This is a genomic window from Pseudosulfitobacter pseudonitzschiae (genome assembly GCF_002222635.1).
GTDB classification, from domain to species: Bacteria; Pseudomonadota; Alphaproteobacteria; order Rhodobacterales; family Rhodobacteraceae; genus Pseudosulfitobacter; species Pseudosulfitobacter pseudonitzschiae_A.
In genome coordinates this window covers 1,459,980-1,477,161 of the sequence record NZ_CP022415.1, presented here as the reverse complement: position 1 = coordinate 1,477,161, position 17,182 = coordinate 1,459,980, and the positions used below count along the sequence as shown (strand labels likewise).

The window sequence follows — 17,182 nt, the reverse complement described above, 5'->3', positions numbered from 1 at the left end:
GGCAGTTTCCTCGTGCGGTGTCTTTGATTGGATGTAACCCTGCGGGGCCGTATTCTCAAGCGGGCTTGCGCAAGCGATCACGATGGCGTGCCAGCCAGAGGGCTGCGACGACCAGTGGCGCGTTGGCGGCTTGCATAGTGTCAACCATCTGCATCAGCGCGTCAAAACTGATGATGTGGCTGCGAATGTCCTCGGATTCTTCGGCCTTGCCCGACACACCGGTGATGTTGTCAGGCAGATCGGCAAGACCGACATAGATGTAATGAAATTCGGTCGCATTGCCGGGCGAGGCGTAGGTTTCTGCCACAGGCAGCAGACGGGTCAGGGTCAGGTTCGCCTCTTCCTGTGCCTCGCGCAGTGCGGCCTGTTCGGCAGTTTCGCCCGCGTCGATGCGCCCTGCAACAGGTTCCAACTGCCACAGGCTGCGGTCGCCGCGCCCCAGCGGACCCATACGGATTTGTTCAACCAACATCACGCGGTCACGCACCGGATCATAGGGCAGCACAATTGCTGCGTCCGCGGCAATAAAGATGCCGCGTAACAGTGGATCTGTCATGCCGCCCGAGAACTGCTCGTGGCGCAACGTGACCTCGTCAAAGGCGAAGAAGTCCGCGTAAACCCTTGTCCGGTCCAAGATTTCTACTTTGCCCTGTGTGGTCATCACACCATGTTTGGACCGCGCTGCGTTCATCTGTGCCACGGCACGTGAACGGATCATCGGGAACATGCTCGCCACTTCCGACGCATCGCGTTCCCCGAAATATCCCATAACCTCGCGCGCGGCGATCACCGACAAAGCGGCCCAGTCGGCCTGCCATGTGGCCAGCGACCACGGCCCTGTTGTGGTCAACCTGTCGGTCGCAGGAAAGTAAACCCGCGCGCCCTGCCCGTCTGCCAGCGTGACCTGCCGCAGATCAAATGCAAAGCCGCCCTCGTAAAAATCCAGCCGCGCGATCTGCACATCGCTTAGCCCATGCACCAAAATGCCGCTGGCCGCAGCACCAGTCTGCGCCAAGATGGTCGGAAACGGCCCCTCGTCGACAGACATTGCCGCATGATCCGGCAACGTCGCCTGCGAGATGTCCAGATCAGCGGCGGGCATGCCCAGCACAACCTCAAGCAGCGGCAGATGCCGCAGCGAGCCGTAGAAAAACAGGTTATTCATCCGATCAACGCCACTTTCGCCATGCAACTTCTGTTGCCAGTCCTGCCAGAACTGCCCCGACAATCAACGTTGCAATAACCACGGGCACCAAGAGGATCAAACCGAATTTCGCCCCGATTTCAAAGGTGGCTACAATCGCCTCTAACGGGCCGTCAAAGCGGTTGCGCATGGCCAGACGGATCATTTCATTGACGGCCTGAATGAACAGCCCCCACAGCACAAAAACCATCACACCGGTCAGCCCGTTGTTGATCGCCGGTGTCACACCGCGCCCCGCGCGACTGCCCATGACGAACCAGCCGACCAGTGCACCAAGAATGATGTTCACATAAAGAAAGTAACCGAAATCAGTGCTTTCCGGCATCAAGGGCACAATTTGCCCCGAAACGACAAAGGCCAGAATGGCCAGACATATGGCTGCAACCAGCCGTGCTGCGTCGGGCATCAATTTCCCCCGATTTGCCCGCGTTTTGGCGGGGTAAATGCCGGCTCGTTATCAGACGGGCCGTTTGATCGTGATCTGTGTCACGTCGCAGTTGGCACTTTCAAAGGTCGCAGCACAAGAGGTCAGGTAAAAATTCCACATCCGACGAAACCGGTCGTCAAAGCCCATCGCGGCAATCTGGTCCCAGCGTTCATTGAACGTGTCATGCCAGCGGCGCAGGCTGATAGAGTAGCTGGGGCCAAATTCGATCGAGCGTTCAATGCTCAGCCCTGCTTTGACGACCTGCGCGCGCAGCGCCTTGGGGCTGGGCAGCATACCGCCCGGAAAAATGTATTTCTGAATGAAATCCACACCCCGTTTGTAGACCTCCCAGCGGCGGTCCTGCACCGTAATGATCTGCAAGGTGGCATTCTTACCCGGCTTCAGCCGGTCGCGCACGGTGGTGAAGTAGGCAGGCCAGTATTTTTCGCCCACAGCCTCGAACATCTCGATGCTGGCGATGCCGTCATAGGTGCCCTTTTCGTCGCGATAATCCTGCAGCTTGAAGTCGACCATGTCGGAAAGTCCAGCCTTTTCAATGCGGTCGCGGGCATAATTGATCTGTTCTTTGCTGATGGTCAGACCCGTTACACGCAGGCCGCGCTCCTTGGCGGCATATTCGGCAAAGCCACCCCAACCACAGCCGATTTCCAGAATATGATCGCCCGGTTGCGCGCCCATCTGGTCGATCATGCTGGCGTATTTGGCAATTTGCGCGGCCTCGTGGCTTTCCTGTCCGGTGGCGAAAAGCGCCGAGGAATAGGTCATCGTGTCATCCAACCACAGCCTGTAAAATTCGTTACCCAGATCATAGTGATAGCTGATGTTCTTGCGCGCCTGTTTCTTGTGGTTGCGCTGTAGCCAGAACCGGAACTGTTCGGCCATACGCACCAGACCCATGCCCGGAAAACCGTCATAGATGCTGTCGTTGTCGGCGTGAACCAGATCCATAAACGCCTGCAAATCGGGCGTTGACCACCATTCATCCAGATAGGCATCGCAAAAGCCCAAGTCGCCCTCGCGGATCAGGCGGGCGAACAGGTCGTTGTTGTGAATGCGCAGTTCTGCCACAGGTCCGGGGTTCTGCCCTTCGGCCCGAAAGGTTCTGCCATCGGGTAATACAAAGTCTACGCGACCGTTGTTCATGCTTTTGGTCATGGCAAAGACGCGTGCGAAGTAGCGGGGAAGATTGGTTTGGCTTTCGGTTGTGGTCAGGATCATATCGGTGTCCATGTCGTTATTCTAACCGCGCCTTTGTGGCGCGTTGTTATTTATACGTTGAGTTTAGCCGTTTAGTTTCAAAACTCCCTTTTTTCATAGGCTTCCAATGCGCGGTGGCGGCCCTGATCGACCGGCACGACCGGATCGGGATAGCCGTCGTCGGGCGATAGGCCCCAATGACGGGGCATTGCGTCAAAGAACGCCAGCGCGTCGTCATGCGGGTTTGCGCGCCCTTCGGCGATCCAACGGCTGACATATTCGCGGTTTTTGTCGAATTTGTCCAATTGTGTGACCGGATTGAACACACGGAAATAGGGCGTGGCGTCCGGCCCCGACCCTGCGGACCATTGCCAGCCCATCGCATTGCTGGCCGGATCCCAGTCGATCAAGCAGTCTTCGAACCAGTCCAACCCGATGCGCCAATGGGTCATCAGGTGTTTGGTCAGATAGCTGGCCACGATCATTCGCCCGCGGTTGTGCATTCTGCCGGTCACATACAATTCGCGCATGGCCGCATCGACAAAGGGGATACCGGTGCGGCCCATTTTCCATGCCTGAACCTCAGAAGTCCGTGCGTCGTCTTGCCAGGGGAATGCGTCCCAGTCTTCGCGCCAGTTATCGGTCAGGATGCGCGGCGTGTGATGCATCAGGTGATAGGCAAACTCGCGCCAGACCACTTCTTTCAGAAACGTCTCGGCGCCTTGTTTGCCTTCGTGTCGCGCGCGCTGGCCTGCGTGCCAACACTGGTGCGGGGTGATTTCGCCCAAGGCCAGATTTTCACTCAGGTTCGATGTGCCGTCCGCACCGGGAATATCGCGCAAGGCTTTGTAATCCTGAACGATATGGGCGATGAAATGGCCCAGCCGCGCCTGTGCTGCTGCCTCACCCAGCTGAACAAAGGGGCGCACCACGTCGGCCCCGCGGTTCATTGTGGCCCCCATTTGCCAGTCGTCCATGCTGTCGCTGTCAGGCCATACTTCGGGGGCAGGAATGGTCGCGGGTGCGGGCAAAGGCGCTTCGACCTCGCGTGATTTCACGTTGTTCCAGAACGGCGTGTAAACCTTGTAAAACCCGCCCGTGCCGGTCTCGACGGTCCAAGGCTCGAACATCAGATGCCCGCCAAAGGATTTCGCCTCGATGCCGTCGGATTTCAGTGCCTCTTTCACCGCTGTGTCGCGCGCGATGCTGTCGGGATCATAAAGCCGCGACCAATAAACCGCCCCCGCCCCCGTCTCGGCAACCAGTGCGCGCAGCACGTTCAATGCCTTGCCGCGCCGCAGGATCAGGCGGCTGCCCTTGTCCCGCAGCGTATCGGCCAGTTCGGCCACACCCAGACCCAGCCGCCATTTCGGCGCAGCTCCCAGCCCGTCGCTGAGGTCATCGTGGACAAACACCGCAATCACCGGCCCGCCATGCTTGCACGCGGCCGTCAACGCTGCATGATCGCTCAGCCGCAAGTCGCGGCGATACCACAGGATGGTTGGCAAAGTCTTGGTCACGCGCAGTTTTCCCCCGTTGAGATTTCTCAGGGCAATTTAGCCCGTTCCCGACGGCGTCAAGCGTTTACAGCACCGCATCCAGTGCCGTTAGCGCCTGATCTATCTCGGCTTGCGTGGTGTAGTGGGTGAACGACAACCGCAACACGCCTTGGGCGGGGTCAATCCCCATCGCCTCAAGCGCGCGTACGGCATAGAAATCGTCGCCTGCGGTCATGATGCCATGTTTGGCCAGCGCCTGCGCCACGGGTTTGGCTGCACGTCCCAGATCCAACGCCACAGTGGGGGCGCGGCTGGCGGCATCGGTCGGGCCCAGAATACGCAGGTCGTTCCGGCCCCGCAGAGTGTCCAGCATATATTGCAGCAGTTTCGTTTCGTGGTCGCGCATTACGTCATGCACACCGCGCACGTCTGTGTTGTGATGCGCAGCAAAGGCATCGACATAATCGGCCATGCCCGCACAGGCTGCCACCTGGGCGTGATCCGGCCCTGCGGGCGTAAAGCGTTTGTACAAACTATCGCCGTTGAAATAATGCCCCTGATTGGGCAACAACTGCCCCAAAGCGCGGCGCATCACCATCAGCCCCTGATGCGGACCATAGGTTTTATAGGCCGAAAACAGATAGATATCGGGGCCTAGATCGCCCACATCGGCAAAGCCGTGCGGCGCATAAGACACCCCGTCCACGCAGACAAAGGCACCCGCAGCATGGGCGGCGGCAGAAATCTCGACCACAGGGTTGATCTCGCCCACCACGTTCGAACAATGGGGAAAGCAGACCAGACGCACGTTGTCGTCCAGCAGCGCCTCAAGCTTTTCGATCTCCAGCTTGCCGGTCTCGGGGTTGATCTGCCATTCACGCACTTCGATACCCCGTTCGACGAGCCTGCGCCACGGGCCGCTGTTGGCCTCGTGATCCTGATTGGTCACAATGATCGCCTCGCCCGGTTTCATCATCTGGGCAAAGGCCTGCGCCAGCACATAGGTGTTCTGCGTGGTCGACGGGCCGAAACTCAGTTCGTCGGTCTCGACGCCCAGAATGGTGGCCATGCGGCGGCGGGCTTCGTCCATCTCTTCGCCACCCAGACGGCTGGCCTCGAAGGCACCATAGGGCTGGACCTTGCGTTCGGTGTAAAACCGCGTCAGCCGGTCGATCACCGGCTGGCAAGTATAACTGCCACCAGCGTTTTCAAAAAAGGCCTGCCCTTGAAGGGCGGGCTGCGAAAAGGCGGGGAATTGGGCGCGAACCCAGTCTGTATCTATTGTCATATGTGCAAGGTGGTTTCGTCGCGCGAAAAGGTCAAGACAGCAAAAAGCGGGCTCTGGGGGCTTGCTTTACCAGACCGAAAGCGCGCTTTCAGCGTGACGGATGAACGGTAAAGTGGATCAGGGCCGCCCGGATGGGACGGCCCTGTTTTGGCTTTTAGCGCATATTTGCGCGTTCGCTTTGCAATCCTCGGAAGATGCACCAGCACATAACCAACAGTACCACCGTAAACAGCAACCCCGTCGAGATCACCATTGACTGAAGCGCTGCCAGTCCTCCACCAAGCAGCAGCGCGATGGCCACAGCCCCTTCGAAGATGCACCAGAACACCCGTTGCGGCATCGGCGCGTCAACCTTGCCGCCAGCAGTGATCGTGTCGATCACAAGGCTGCCCGAGTCCGACGAGGTGACAAAGAACACCACCACCAGCACGATACCGATAAACGAAGTGATCGAGGCCAGCGGCAACTGGTCCAGCATCCGGAACAGTTGCAATGGCAGATCGGCGTCCTGAGCACCGGTATAGCCGTCGCTCAGCACCTGATGGATCGCGGTGCCACCAAAGATGGACATCCACAGTACACAAACCATTGAAGGGATCAACAGAACGCAAACCACGAATTCACGCACCGTGCGACCGCGGCTGACCCGGGCAATGAACATGCCGACAAAGGGCGACCAGCTGATCCACCATGCCCAATAAAACGCAGTCCAGCCTTGGGAATAGTTCACGTCCGCACGACCGAACGGGTTCGACAGCATCGGCAGATATTCGACATAAGCTTTCAGGCTGTCCCAAAAGAACGAGATCAGAAAGGCCGTCGGTCCGACGATCAGCGTAAAGAGCGCCAGCAAACCGGCCAGCCCCATGTTGATTTCGCTCAGCACCTTCACGCCGCCATCAAGGCCGCGCAGCACCGACACCAGCGCCACGGCGGTGATAACGGTGATCAGTATCACTTCGGTGGTGTTTCCAATCGGCACTCCAAACAGTTCGTTCAGACCGGCGTTGGCCTGCGTTGCGCCAAAGCCCAACGAAGTGGCCAGACCGAACAGCGTTGCAAACACCGCGATGATGTCGATCAGGTGGCCAGGCCAGCCCCAGACACGTTCGCCCAGAATCGGATAAAACGCCGAACGAATCGTCAGCGGCAGACCTTTGTTATAGGTGAACAGCGCCAGCGCCAAAGCAACGGTGGCATAGATCGCCCAAGGGTGCAGCGCCCAGTGATAGATCGTAGCGGCCATGCCCAAGCGGACCGAACCCGGCTCGTCCCCTGTGGCACCACCCAGCGGCGCCCAGTCGGTGCGCAGGCCGTTTTCTGTCGCAGTTTCACCGAATGCGGTCGAAAAATGCGTCAAAGGCTCGGACACGCCATAGAACATCAGGCCGATGCCCATGCCAGCAGCGAACAGCATCGCGAACCAGCCCAAATAGGAGTAATCCGGCTTTGCCTCGGCACCGCCCAACCTGACCGAACCGTAGGGTGTTATGATCAACAGCAGCGCAAAGATCACCACGATGTCGGCAGCGCCAATCAAGAACCAGTCAAAGTTGGTGGTGGTAAAGGAAAACATCGACTGGAACACCGATGCCGCCTGCTCGGGCAGCAACAGCGTATAAAGGACAAAGGCCACGATGGCCGCGCCCGAAATTGCGAATACGGGGTTGTGAATGTCCAGACCAAAGCGGCCGATCTGGGTTTCGAAATTATCTTGTCCGATCTCGTAATCGGTGTCGATGACATCGGCTGTACCATCTGGTGATGGTATGCCGTGATTGTCGGTGTCTGACATTTACTGTGCCCTCCAAATATGACGGGTCACGCAGTTTTTCAGCCACCACATGCCCATTTCTACGTTAGGTTAGTAGACACAAGCATAGGCCCCATCCCCGAAGTGGCAACCAGTCGCTTAAAAAAGTGGCAACTGATTTTCTTCTTGCTGGGATGGTTAAGGGGGCAGCCCCTGTCAAATGGCGTTGGAAATCGCCTTTGCATGGGCTTGGATGGCGTCCATATCGCCCATCTTGCCGGGGGGACGTGTGGCGACACCCTCGTGGCGTGGCAGGATGTGGAAATGCAGATGAAACACCTCTTGCCCGCCTGCGGCCTCATTGAACTGTTGAAGGGTGATGCCGTCGGCGTCAAAGGCCTTCATCGCCGCATTGGCCACTTTGTTCAGCGTCTTCATGCAGACCGCCAGCTGTTCGGGGCTGGCATCCAGCAAGTTGCGGCATGGCGTCTTGGGGATCACCAGACAGTGGCCATCCGTACGCGGCATGATGTCCATAAAGCACAACGTATCGTCGTCCTCGTAGACGGTGACATTCGGAATCTCGCCCCGCAGGATCTTGGCAAAGATGTTCTGGTCGTCATAGTTCATGCGTTCACATCCACCACAACGCGGCCCTTGACCTGACCGTTCAGAATATCGGCGCCCAGCTTGGGCAGGTCAGACAGGGTTGCGGGCTGAACCATCGCTTCAAGCTTGTCCATCGGCAGATCTTTGGCAATCCGGTCCCATGCACGCACGCGGTTGTTATAGGGCTGCATTACAGAGTCGATCCCCAGCAGGTTCACACCACGCAGCAGGAACGGAATGACCGTCGCAGGCAATGCAGCCCCGCCCGCCAGACCAACCGCTGCCACGCTGGCCCCGTATTCCATCTGCCCCAGCACACGCGCCAGCATTGCGCCGCCCACGGCATCCACGCAACCGCCCCAAGTCTCGCCTTCCAGCGGGCGTTTGACGGTTTCGTTTATCTCTTCGCGCGCAACGATCTGCGTGGCACCCAACGATTTCAGATAGTCCGCCGTTTCGGGGCGACCGGTGACACCCGCCACCTGATGACCAAGGTTGGCCAATATCGCCGTGGCAACCGATCCCACGCCACCTGCGGCGCCTGTGACCAGCACGGGGCCTTTCTTGATGCCGTGATCTTCCAGCGCCATCACCGCCAGCATCGCGGTGAACCCTGCGGTGCCTACGGCCATCGCCTGACGGGTGTCCAGGCCCGCGGGCAACGGCACCAGCCAGTCGGCCCTGACCCGCGCTTTTTGTGCATAGCCGCCCCAATGCGCCTCTCCCACGCGCCAGCCGGTCAGCACGACCTTGTCGCCGGGTTTGTAACGGGCGTCATCAGAACTTTCGACTGTGCCAGCAAAGTCGATGCCGGGAATATGCGGATAGTTCCGCACAAGGCCGCCACCCGGACCGATGCACAGACCATCTTTGTAGTTCACTGTCGAATATTCGACCGCAACCACAACGTCGCCATTGGGCAGGTCGTCCAGCCCCAGCTGCGTCACCGCCGCAGATGTCTTGCCGTCCTCGTCTTTGTTCACAACCAATGCGTCAAACATGCCGCTCTGTCCTTCCCGAAGGCTCGTTGCCTTCTCTGGTTCAAAATATCCTGTGGACCAAAAGGGGCTCCCCGCGATCCCGTATTCTCAACGCAAACGCATGTCCCGATCATGCGTTCCGTCGTCTTATGGTCACCTGCCGTTTTGCGTGTTCATTATGAACAGGTCGCTGACAGGTGCCGATTGCCCCGCTGCGGTCAGCATCGCATGTACCTGACCACGGTGATGGGTCTGGTGGTTGAACATATGCACCACGCATTCGGCAAATGGCCGCGTCACTTTGGTCTTAACGCTGCCAGAAAACCACGTCAGCCCGCCCGCAAGGTCAAGATTGTGCAACCCGTCGGCCCAGATTGTCAGTCGCCCGTCCACCTGAAACCGCTCGGCGCCCCAAGCGGCAACGGTCGGTGTCAGTGCCGCACTTTGGGCCAGCGGCAGCTCGGGCGCATCCACATCCGCACCAAAGCGGTTCAGCCATATCCGGTCCCCCCACAGCAGATGGTTCAACGTGCCAAGGATCGAGCCGAAGAACGCACCGCGATCCAGTTCCAGCGCCTCGTGGTCCATATGTGTGACGATGTCGGTCAACTGGCTGTTCTGCCATGCGTTATAGCGCGCCATTGTCGCGACATAGCTTTTGTCGATCACGTTTCGGGGCCCCTCTTGTTGATCGGGCGTGCCTGTCGGCCGCCCGGAATCAGCGTGCGTCAAACGTGCCAGACATACCAGCCCAAGACAAAGAGAATTGCCCCGCCGCGCGCCTGAATTGCCGTTGTGACCTGACGTCGAATTGTGATCGCTTGGTTGGCCCTTCTACAGCCGTACAAAATTTTCAAATTTGATTTGAAACCTTTTCATATTTTGGCGCGTTACAAATATGTTACATTTACCCAGATCCAGCGTGATCCATTTTTCGTGCGCAAGGTTTGAACATCACATGGCAGAAATACCCATAACGGCCCCTTATTCCCGTATTCGTCCCAAGTTGTTTGCAGCGGGTATCGAGTTTTTCGGGTTGTTGGCCCTACTGGTCGCCGTAGTGAGCGTCGTAAATCTGGATGCTGTGGTTTTGGGTGACGGCATTTCCGAGGAGTCTTTTGCCGAGAACCTGCAAAGCTTGCTCGCGCTTGGCACAGGGTTGATCTTTGTCCACGCGGCTGTGCGGTATCCACAGGCCCGAGCCTATCTGGTTCTGGTGGCCACCATGTGCGGGCTGATCGTCATCCGCGAGAATGACTACCTGCTGGATTTTGTCTGGCACGGTTTCTGGAAATGGCCTGCCTTGATGCTGGGACTGGTCGGGGTGATCATCGCACAGCGTCATAGCGGCACGCTGGCTGTGCCGTTTCTTCAGCATTTTCAAACCCGTTCGGGCGCTTATATGTACTGCGGTTTTCTGCTTTTGGTGGTGTTCAGCCGCCTGTTCGGCACCGGTAGTTTGTGGGAGCCGATTATGGGCGAAGCCTATGATTCCAGAATCAAGACAATCGTTCAGGAAGGCCTGGAAACGCTTGGGAGCGCGCTAATTACTTACGGTGCGGTCTTGGCTGTACTGCAACGGTTCGGTCTTGGGACGGAACTACAGCTTTACGGCGAAGTGAGAGATTAACAATCCACTACAGGTATTTGATATGATTGGTGTATTCAACGTGATGGCTGCCCTTGCCACGGTTGCTTTTGGCCTGTTCGGTTTTGTTGCACCACGCTTTACCGCCGACACGCTGGATCTGGCACCGACCACCAGTACAATGGGCCTGAGCGAAATCCGTGCCTCGGTAGGTGGGTTGTTTGTGGTGTCGGGCCTTGCCGCATTGTGGTTGGGGGAACCGCTGGCCTATGTGATGCTGGGCTTTGCCTATGCGGGGGCCGCGTCCGGGCGGGTTCTGTCATTGTTTCTGGACAAGCCGCCGTTGAAAAAACTGATGGTGTTCGGCGGAATCGAGACAGCTTTGGCCGGTTGGTTGATCGTGGCCAACATTGTTTGACTTTGGCACAGTCCAGCAATATCAAATAGATAGGGTGCGTTGTTCGTGTAAACTGTGTCCCCGCGATTCCCCGTCATCCCCCTTGCAAGACCGTGACCCAGGCCCTATATTCAAGGTGTCCTTCGGGACTATGGACATAAACGCGCTCGTAATAAGCGGATCGGACCCGGGGGCGGTACCCGGCGTCTCCACCAAACATCCTTCATTTGGGGATCATGGGGACGAAATAGGATCGACGAACGTCTAAAGGGGTTATGCTTTGTCTCGGCTGTCTGCCACCGTTATCGGCGAAAACTGTACAATTGCAAATGACAATCGTGCTCCGATGGCAGTTGCAGCGTAAGCTGTAACTATACATCGAAACTTAAGTCCTTGCGCCTAGCAGTGTAAGGCGGGGTTCGCAGGCACCTGGCAACAGAAGCCTGCACTTCCCCCCCACGACAAACAACCCTCTGCGCGGCTTGACATCGCGGCCTGATCCATGAACTTTGCCGCTTGCGGGTCTGCGATTGCCCCGACTGTCCAAGAGCCAAGTATCGCATCCTGCACCACTTCAAAGGATGCGTCTTTGTCCACCTCGCCCGAAATTACCACATCCCCAAGCACCCGCCACAAGTCCGCGCCGTCATGGCCCGAGATGTTTCGCATCTTTGGCCGCATCGGTCTGCTGAGTTTTGGCGGCCCCGCAGCACAGATTGCCCTGATGCACTCCGAACTGGTCGAGCGCCACAAATGGCTGAGCGAACAGGATTACCTGCGCGCCTTGTCGCTGTGTATGATGTTGCCCGGCCCCGAGGCGATGCAGCTTGCCACCTATGCAGGCTGGCGCCTGCGCGGCGTGGCCGGTGGGTTGCTGGGCGGGCTGTTGTTCGTGGTGCCGGGGGCTGTGGTGATCATGGCGCTGGCGTTGGGCTATGTGTATTTTGGGACGCTGCCGCTGGTGCAGGCGGCTTTTGTTGGCATCAAGGCTGCGGTGATCGTCGTGGTGGTTCAGGCATTGCTGAGGGTCAGCGCCAAGGCACTGTTAGGCCCCGCCGCGTGGGGGCTGGCGGGGCTGGCGTTTTTGGCGCTGTTTGCCTTTGGTGTGCCCTATCCTTTGGTGATCCTTGGCGCGGGTCTGTTTGGCGCAATACGCGCGCGTGACACCGCAGCACAGCCCTTTCCGCCCGTGACAACCAGCCGCCCGCTGCGTACCATCGCCCTGTGGGGTTCGCTCTGGGTCGCGCCGCTGGCACTGGTCTGGGCGCTGGGGCACAGCTTTTTGCTGCAACTGGGCCTGTTCTTTTCCAAACTCGCGGTGGTCACTTTTGGCGGTGCCTATGCGGTTCTGGCCTATATGACGCAAACAGTGGTGCAGGATTTTGGCTGGATCGACACCGGACAAATGATCGACGCGCTGGGATTGGCCGAAACCACGCCGGGGCCGCTGATTCTGGTAACTGAATTTGTTGCACTGCTGGCGGGCTTTGCCCAAGGCGGGCCGGGCATGGCGATTCTGGCGGGGCTTCTGGCACTATGGGTCACGTTTACGCCCTGTTTTTTGTGGATTTTTCTCGCTGGTCCCTTTCTGGACACGCTGTCGGGACGCCCCAGACTGGCCGCAGCCTTGCAGGCGATCACCGCCGCCGTCGTCGGAGTGATCCTGAACCTGTCAGTCTGGTTTGCCCTGCATGTGCTGTTTGAAACGGTACATGTCATGGGCGTGATGCCCCTGCCCGATCTTGCCACGTTGAACATGACCGCCCTGGCGCTGACCATGCTGGCCGCTGTTTTGCTGCTGTGGATACGGTGCAGCTTGCCCGTCACGCTGGCGCTTACGGCGACGGCGGGTCTGCTTGCAGGTATGATCGTCGGATAATTCTGGACACCCCTTTCGCTTGGTCGCAAAACTTATATGATCGACCTCAACGCAATTCAGAGGCTTAGAGACACGCGCATGGGCCGCAACATTGACTATGGCAATCTGATGCATGACGCGATGCGGGGCTTGATCCGCAAAGTCTTGCAGGACGTGGCAGACAATGGTCTGCCCGGAGCGCATCATTTCTTTATCACCTTCGACACCAGCCACCCTGATGCAGAGCTGGCCGACTGGCTGTCAGACCGCTATCCGGGCGAGATGACAGTGGTGATGCAGCACTGGTATGATAAGCTGGAAGTGACAGATGACGGGTTCTCGATCACGTTGAATTTCGGGGACGCGCCAGAGCCGCTGTATATCCCCTATGACGCGATCAAAACCTTCGTTGACCCATCGGTGGAATTCGGCCTGCGCTTTGAAGTTCAGGATCCGGCAGAAGATGATGATCTGACCGGACAGACAACCGAACAGGACAAACACGAAGTTGTGCCGTCTCCGGTCAAACACACCGATCACACGGACGCCAAGAAAGAGCCGGGCAAGAAAGACGCCGAGGTGGTGTCGCTGGACAGCTTTCGCAAACCCTAAAGCGTTTCGGGCTTAACCCGAGACAAACAGCATCGGAATTCGCGTTCGACCAAAGGGAGAGGCAGCGAATATCCGATTCAGGTTTCATCCGAAGCGCTCTAGGGCTGTGTACTGGCGGTCATCCAAAACACGTTATTGGCGCTGCAAAACCGTGGTGACCGACCGCAGCGGTACACCGTTGCGCAAACGCTGAAACTTCAGCCGCAGTCCCTCATTCACCAAGGTGCGGTCGAACTGCTGGATCTCATAGCCACCCTCATCGGTGACAAACAACGAATAGATCGACAGCGTGTCACCCGACAGCCGCGCCCAGACATAGGGTTCGCCCTGCATCGGGTCCAGTTGCACATCATGACCAAATACATTGCGCCCCATCGCGGCGGAAAACACCCCCGTGCGGTCGCTGGGCACAAAGCGAATGGCATAGGTTTTCGAGTTTTCCGTGCCGTTTTCGCGTCTGCGTGTAGATGTCCAGCGCACCGAGAAACCCTTGTCGTTCCGGGCAATTTCGACGCTCATGTCACGCGTTTGCACGGTGCCGTCAGCAGACAGCACATCGGCGGACCCTTTGTAAGACCCGACAAAGGGACTGATATCGGCACGCACTGGCACAGCCAGCGCCAATAGCACCAGTACCGTCAGCGCAGCCATAAGGTGCAGGCGCGGGGCGGTGGATGTCACAAAGGCAGCGACGGTTCGCGTCATAAGGTATCCTTTCAGAGCCTGCGCGACTTTGCGCGCCCTTTCTGACATATATAGGTGCCGCGCAGGTGGCTGCCACAGGCATTATTGCTTTCGGGTACGGATTTCAGATGCAGATTGCCAGATGTGGAAAATGCCGCTCAAGTCGGACGCTAACACAGGCATTGTCCAATTGCACCAGCGCGGTCATGGCGGTACACCCTGCGTGACATTTCACAAGCCCGGAGCCTATTCATGTCCCAAACCCGCACCGAAACCGACAGCTTCGGCCCTCTCGAAGTTCCTTCGGACAAGTATTGGGGCGCGCAAACGCAACGCTCGATCCTGAACTTTCCCATCGGCTGGGAAAAACAACCCGTTGCCATCGTCCGTGCATTGGGCGTGATCAAGAAGGCCTGCGCTGCCGTTAATCTGGAATTCGGTGATCTGGATGCAGAGCTGGCCCCTGCCATCGACCAAGCCGCGCAAGAGGTGATTGACGGAAAATTCGATGACAACTTTCCATTGGTGGTATGGCAGACCGGATCGGGCACCCAGTCCAACATGAACGCAAACGAAGTCATCTCGAACCGTGCAATCGAGATCATGGGCGGCGAAATGGGATCAAAAACCCCCGTCCACCCCAACGATCATTGTAATATGGGCCAGTCGTCAAACGATACTTTCCCCACGGCAATGCATGTGGCCATTGGCATGGTGGCCCGCGACACGCTATTGCCCGGTCTGCGCAAGCTGCATGACGCACTGGCCGCCAAATCGGACGAATTCAAAGACATCATCAAGATCGGCCGCACCCACACCCAAGACGCCACGCCGCTGACGCTGGGACAGGAATTCGGCGGCTACGCCCATCAGGTCGCCAAAGGCATCGCACGGGTCGAAGCCTGCCTGCCCGATATCTATGAACTGGCGCAGGGCGGCACAGCCGTAGGCACCGGACTGAACACCCGCAAGGGCTTTGCCGAGAAAGTCGCAGGCGAGATCGCCGCGATCACCGGCTTGCCTTTTGTGACCGCGCCCAACAAATTCGAGGCGTTGGCCGCTCATGACGCAATGGTCATGTTCTCGGGGGCGCTCAAGACCGTGGCCGCGTCACTGTTCAAAATTGCCAACGACATGCGGTTGCTGGGCTCCGGCCCGCGTTCGGGCTTGGGCGAACTGATCCTACCGGAAAACGAGCCTGGATCGTCGATTATGCCCGGCAAGGTAAACCCGACGCAGGCCGAGGCGCTGACGATGGTTTGTGCGCATGTGATGGGCAACGATGCAGCCGTGGGCTTTGCAGGGTCACAAGGCCACTTCGAGCTGAATGTCTACAATCCGATGATGAGCTATAATGTGCTTCAATCAATGCAGTTGCTGGGTGACGCGGCAGGCAGCTTTACCGACAATATGGTCGTCGGCACGCAGGCGAACGTCGCGCGGATCGACAAGCTGATGAAGGAATCGCTGATGCTGGTGACGGCACTGGCCCCCACAATCGGCTATGACAACGCCACCAAGGTAGCGAAAACCGCGCACAAGAACGGCACGACGCTGAAAGAAGAAGCGATTGCGCTGGGTTTTGTCGATGCCGAAACCTTTGACCGTGTGGTGCGCCCCGAAAACATGATCGGCCCCAAGTAAGCCGATGGTGACGCCGGTGAACCTGAACAAGGCCCGCAAAGCCAAAGCCCGTGCCGAGAAATCTGCGCAGGCCGACGTGAATGCGGTGAAGTTCGGGCGCACCAAAGCGCAAAAAGACAGCGCGCGCAAAGAGGCCGACAGAGCCCTGCGCGCGCTGCACAACCACAAACGCGATCCATGAGCGGGCGGCCCGTAAAGCGGTCGCTGACCTTGCACGGGCACCGCACATCTGTGTCATTGGAAGATGCGTTCTGGCGGGCATTTCGCGACATTGCCGCGCAACGCGGCCAGCCGATCAATGCGCTGGCTGCCGAGATTGACGATGCACGCGATCCTGATGTGGGTCTGGCCTCGTCCATCCGGCTGTTTGTATTTCAAGAATTAACGGGGCGTTAACCGCGACTTTGCGCTTCTGAAGTGCGGAAATATTCCGCGCGCAATATCCCGTGGCCGGAACACGGGGAAAACAGCGCACCGTTTTCCCCACCCATTTGTCAGATCGACGCGCGATAGATCTTGTCGATATTGCTCCCAAGCGCCGTGTTGAATTCGGCGTCGGACATCGCACGCTGCAACCCTTCGGTCAGCGCACGGCTGAAGCTGGCGATCATCTTGGTGTTCTTACCCAGCTTTTCGCAAGCCTCATCGGTGCTATAGCCACCCGACAGCGCCACGACCCGCACAACACGCGCATGATCCGCCAGATCATCATAAAGCCCTGCGTTACTCGGGATGGTCAGTTTCAGCATCACATCGTCACCTTCGGCCAAAGTGTCCAGATGCTTCAGCAGCGCCGCTTTCAGCATGTCTTCGGCCTGCGCCTTGGTCTCGGAGTGGATGTTCACCTCGGGTTCGATGATCGGCACCAGTCCGGCGGCGACCACCTGACGGGCTACTTCGAATTGCTGGGCCACGACCTTTTCGATCCCGTCCGCATTGGCGATGTTAACGACCGAACGCTCCTTGGTCCCGAAAATGCCGGCCTTGGCGGCGGCTTGCAAAGTGGTGTCCAGCGCGGGCATCGGCTTCATCAGTTGCACGCCGTCCGCCTCGTCCTCCAGACCTTTGTCGATTTTCAGGAACGGCACCACGTTGCAGTTGTCCCAAAGATAGTCGGGCACCTTTTTGCCTTCGATGCTTTCGGTCATGGTGCGTTCAAACAGGATCGCACCAATCACCTTCTTGCCGTTGAAGTCGTCAGCCAGAATGATCCGTTCCCGCATCTTCTGTATTTCGTCGAACATTTCTTCTTCGGTGGCGTAGTCGTTGGCATCCACACCATAAAGCCCCAGCGCCTTTGGCGTCGAGCCGCCCGATTGGTCCAGTGCGGCGATAAAGCCTGCGCCGGTTTGCATCTGCGCGTATTGGTCTGAGGTCTTGGACATGGATATCTCCGGAATTCATTTGATTCTTTGGCATGG

The 17,182-nt window shown here is 58.2% G+C and carries 18 protein-coding genes and 1 other RNA gene; 8 read left to right on the top strand and 11 right to left on the bottom strand.

What is annotated here, in order from left to right; all coding sequences use genetic code 11:
• Nucleotides 1-55: 55 nt before the first annotated feature.
• The 9 genes from SULPSESMR1_RS07150 to SULPSESMR1_RS07110 all read right to left on the bottom strand — a co-directional run bounded on the left by SULPSESMR1_RS07150 (nt 56) and on the right by SULPSESMR1_RS07110 (nt 9,647).
• Nucleotides 56-1,165, bottom strand: coding sequence for an NUDIX domain-containing protein (locus SULPSESMR1_RS07150; protein WP_089420199.1), 1,110 nt, complete (start codon nt 1,163-1,165; stop codon nt 56-58).
• Nucleotides 1,166-1,169: 4 nt separating this feature from the next.
• Nucleotides 1,170-1,610, bottom strand: coding sequence for a TrgA family protein (locus tag SULPSESMR1_RS07145; protein ID WP_089420198.1), 441 nt, complete (start codon nt 1,608-1,610; stop codon nt 1,170-1,172).
• A gap of 51 nt (nt 1,611-1,661) precedes the next feature.
• Complete coding sequence (locus SULPSESMR1_RS07140; RefSeq protein WP_089422199.1) at nt 1,662-2,870, bottom strand: SAM-dependent methyltransferase; 1,209 nt, start codon at nt 2,868-2,870, stop codon at nt 1,662-1,664.
• 77 nt (nt 2,871-2,947) lie between these two features.
• Complete coding sequence (locus tag SULPSESMR1_RS07135) at nt 2,948-4,369, bottom strand: cryptochrome/photolyase family protein (RefSeq protein WP_089420197.1); 1,422 nt, start codon at nt 4,367-4,369, stop codon at nt 2,948-2,950.
• 64 nt (nt 4,370-4,433) lie between these two features.
• The gene (locus tag SULPSESMR1_RS07130) at nt 4,434-5,636 is read right to left on the bottom strand and encodes an aminotransferase class V-fold PLP-dependent enzyme (RefSeq protein WP_089420196.1); all 1,203 of its coding nucleotides are present in this window, start codon (nt 5,634-5,636) and stop codon (nt 4,434-4,436) included.
• A 154-nt stretch (nt 5,637-5,790) separates the two neighbouring features.
• On the bottom strand, nt 5,791-7,431 hold the full coding sequence (locus SULPSESMR1_RS07125; RefSeq protein ID WP_089420195.1) for a BCCT family transporter: 1,641 nt from the start codon (nt 7,429-7,431) through the stop codon (nt 5,791-5,793).
• A gap of 174 nt (nt 7,432-7,605) precedes the next feature.
• A complete protein-coding gene (locus SULPSESMR1_RS07120; RefSeq protein ID WP_089420194.1) occupies nt 7,606-8,019 on the bottom strand; it encodes an HIT family protein in 414 nt (137 codons plus the stop codon).
• Nucleotides 8,016-8,999, bottom strand: coding sequence for an acryloyl-CoA reductase (acuI, locus tag SULPSESMR1_RS07115; RefSeq protein ID WP_089420193.1), 984 nt, complete (start codon nt 8,997-8,999; stop codon nt 8,016-8,018). Before acuI ends, SULPSESMR1_RS07120 begins: the two co-directional genes overlap by 4 nt.
• Before the next feature lie 132 nt (nt 9,000-9,131).
• Nucleotides 9,132-9,647 (bottom strand): DinB family protein, encoded by a 516-nt coding sequence (locus SULPSESMR1_RS07110; protein WP_240311306.1) that lies wholly within the window; start codon nt 9,645-9,647, stop codon nt 9,132-9,134.
• A 289-nt stretch (nt 9,648-9,936) separates the two neighbouring features.
• On the opposite strand from SULPSESMR1_RS07110, the gene SULPSESMR1_RS07105 reads away from it, so the two are divergent.
• The 5 genes from SULPSESMR1_RS07105 to SULPSESMR1_RS07085 all read left to right on the top strand — a co-directional run bounded on the left by SULPSESMR1_RS07105 (nt 9,937) and on the right by SULPSESMR1_RS07085 (nt 13,433).
• Entirely contained in the window at nt 9,937-10,608 is a 672-nt protein-coding gene (locus tag SULPSESMR1_RS07105) for a hypothetical protein (protein WP_089420192.1), read from the top strand.
• Nucleotides 10,609-10,630: 22 nt separating this feature from the next.
• Nucleotides 10,631-10,984 (top strand): DUF4345 family protein, encoded by a 354-nt coding sequence (locus SULPSESMR1_RS07100; RefSeq protein WP_089420191.1) that lies wholly within the window; start codon nt 10,631-10,633, stop codon nt 10,982-10,984.
• Nucleotides 10,985-11,062: 78 nt separating this feature from the next.
• Nucleotides 11,063-11,413, top strand: a transfer-messenger RNA (tmRNA) gene (gene ssrA / locus SULPSESMR1_RS07095).
• Nucleotides 11,414-11,621: 208 nt separating this feature from the next.
• Nucleotides 11,622-12,842, top strand: a complete 1,221-nt coding sequence (chrA, locus tag SULPSESMR1_RS07090) for a chromate efflux transporter (RefSeq protein ID WP_089422197.1) — start codon at nt 11,622-11,624, stop codon at nt 12,840-12,842.
• Nucleotides 12,843-12,920: 78 nt separating this feature from the next.
• Entirely contained in the window at nt 12,921-13,433 is a 513-nt protein-coding gene (locus tag SULPSESMR1_RS07085; protein ID WP_089420190.1) for an SspB family protein, read from the top strand.
• A 132-nt stretch (nt 13,434-13,565) separates the two neighbouring features.
• Here SULPSESMR1_RS07085 and SULPSESMR1_RS07080 read toward each other — a convergent pair whose 3' ends face one another.
• On the bottom strand, nt 13,566-14,138 hold the full coding sequence (locus SULPSESMR1_RS07080; protein ID WP_240311305.1) for a hypothetical protein: 573 nt from the start codon (nt 14,136-14,138) through the stop codon (nt 13,566-13,568).
• A gap of 231 nt (nt 14,139-14,369) precedes the next feature.
• On the opposite strand from SULPSESMR1_RS07080, the gene fumC reads away from it, so the two are divergent.
• The 3 genes from fumC to SULPSESMR1_RS07065 are packed head-to-tail and all read left to right on the top strand — an operon-like array spanning nt 14,370 to nt 16,157.
• On the top strand, nt 14,370-15,761 hold the full coding sequence (fumC, locus tag SULPSESMR1_RS07075; RefSeq protein ID WP_089420189.1) for a class II fumarate hydratase: 1,392 nt from the start codon (nt 14,370-14,372) through the stop codon (nt 15,759-15,761).
• A 16-nt stretch (nt 15,762-15,777) separates the two neighbouring features.
• Nucleotides 15,778-15,942 carry a DUF4169 family protein gene (locus SULPSESMR1_RS07070; protein WP_421086498.1) on the top strand — a complete coding sequence of 55 codons (165 nt, stop codon included), beginning with the start codon at nt 15,778-15,780 and terminating at the stop codon, nt 15,940-15,942.
• A complete protein-coding gene (locus tag SULPSESMR1_RS07065; RefSeq protein ID WP_089420187.1) occupies nt 15,939-16,157 on the top strand; it encodes a ribbon-helix-helix domain-containing protein in 219 nt (72 codons plus the stop codon). Before SULPSESMR1_RS07070 ends, SULPSESMR1_RS07065 begins: the two co-directional genes overlap by 4 nt.
• 98 nt (nt 16,158-16,255) lie before the next feature.
• On the opposite strand, the gene SULPSESMR1_RS07060 is transcribed toward SULPSESMR1_RS07065, so the two are convergent.
• Nucleotides 16,256-17,146: a fructose bisphosphate aldolase gene (locus SULPSESMR1_RS07060; RefSeq protein WP_089420186.1), complete on the bottom strand. Its 891-nt coding sequence runs from the start codon at nt 17,144-17,146 to the stop codon at nt 16,256-16,258.
• Nucleotides 17,147-17,182: the final 36 nt, after the last annotated feature.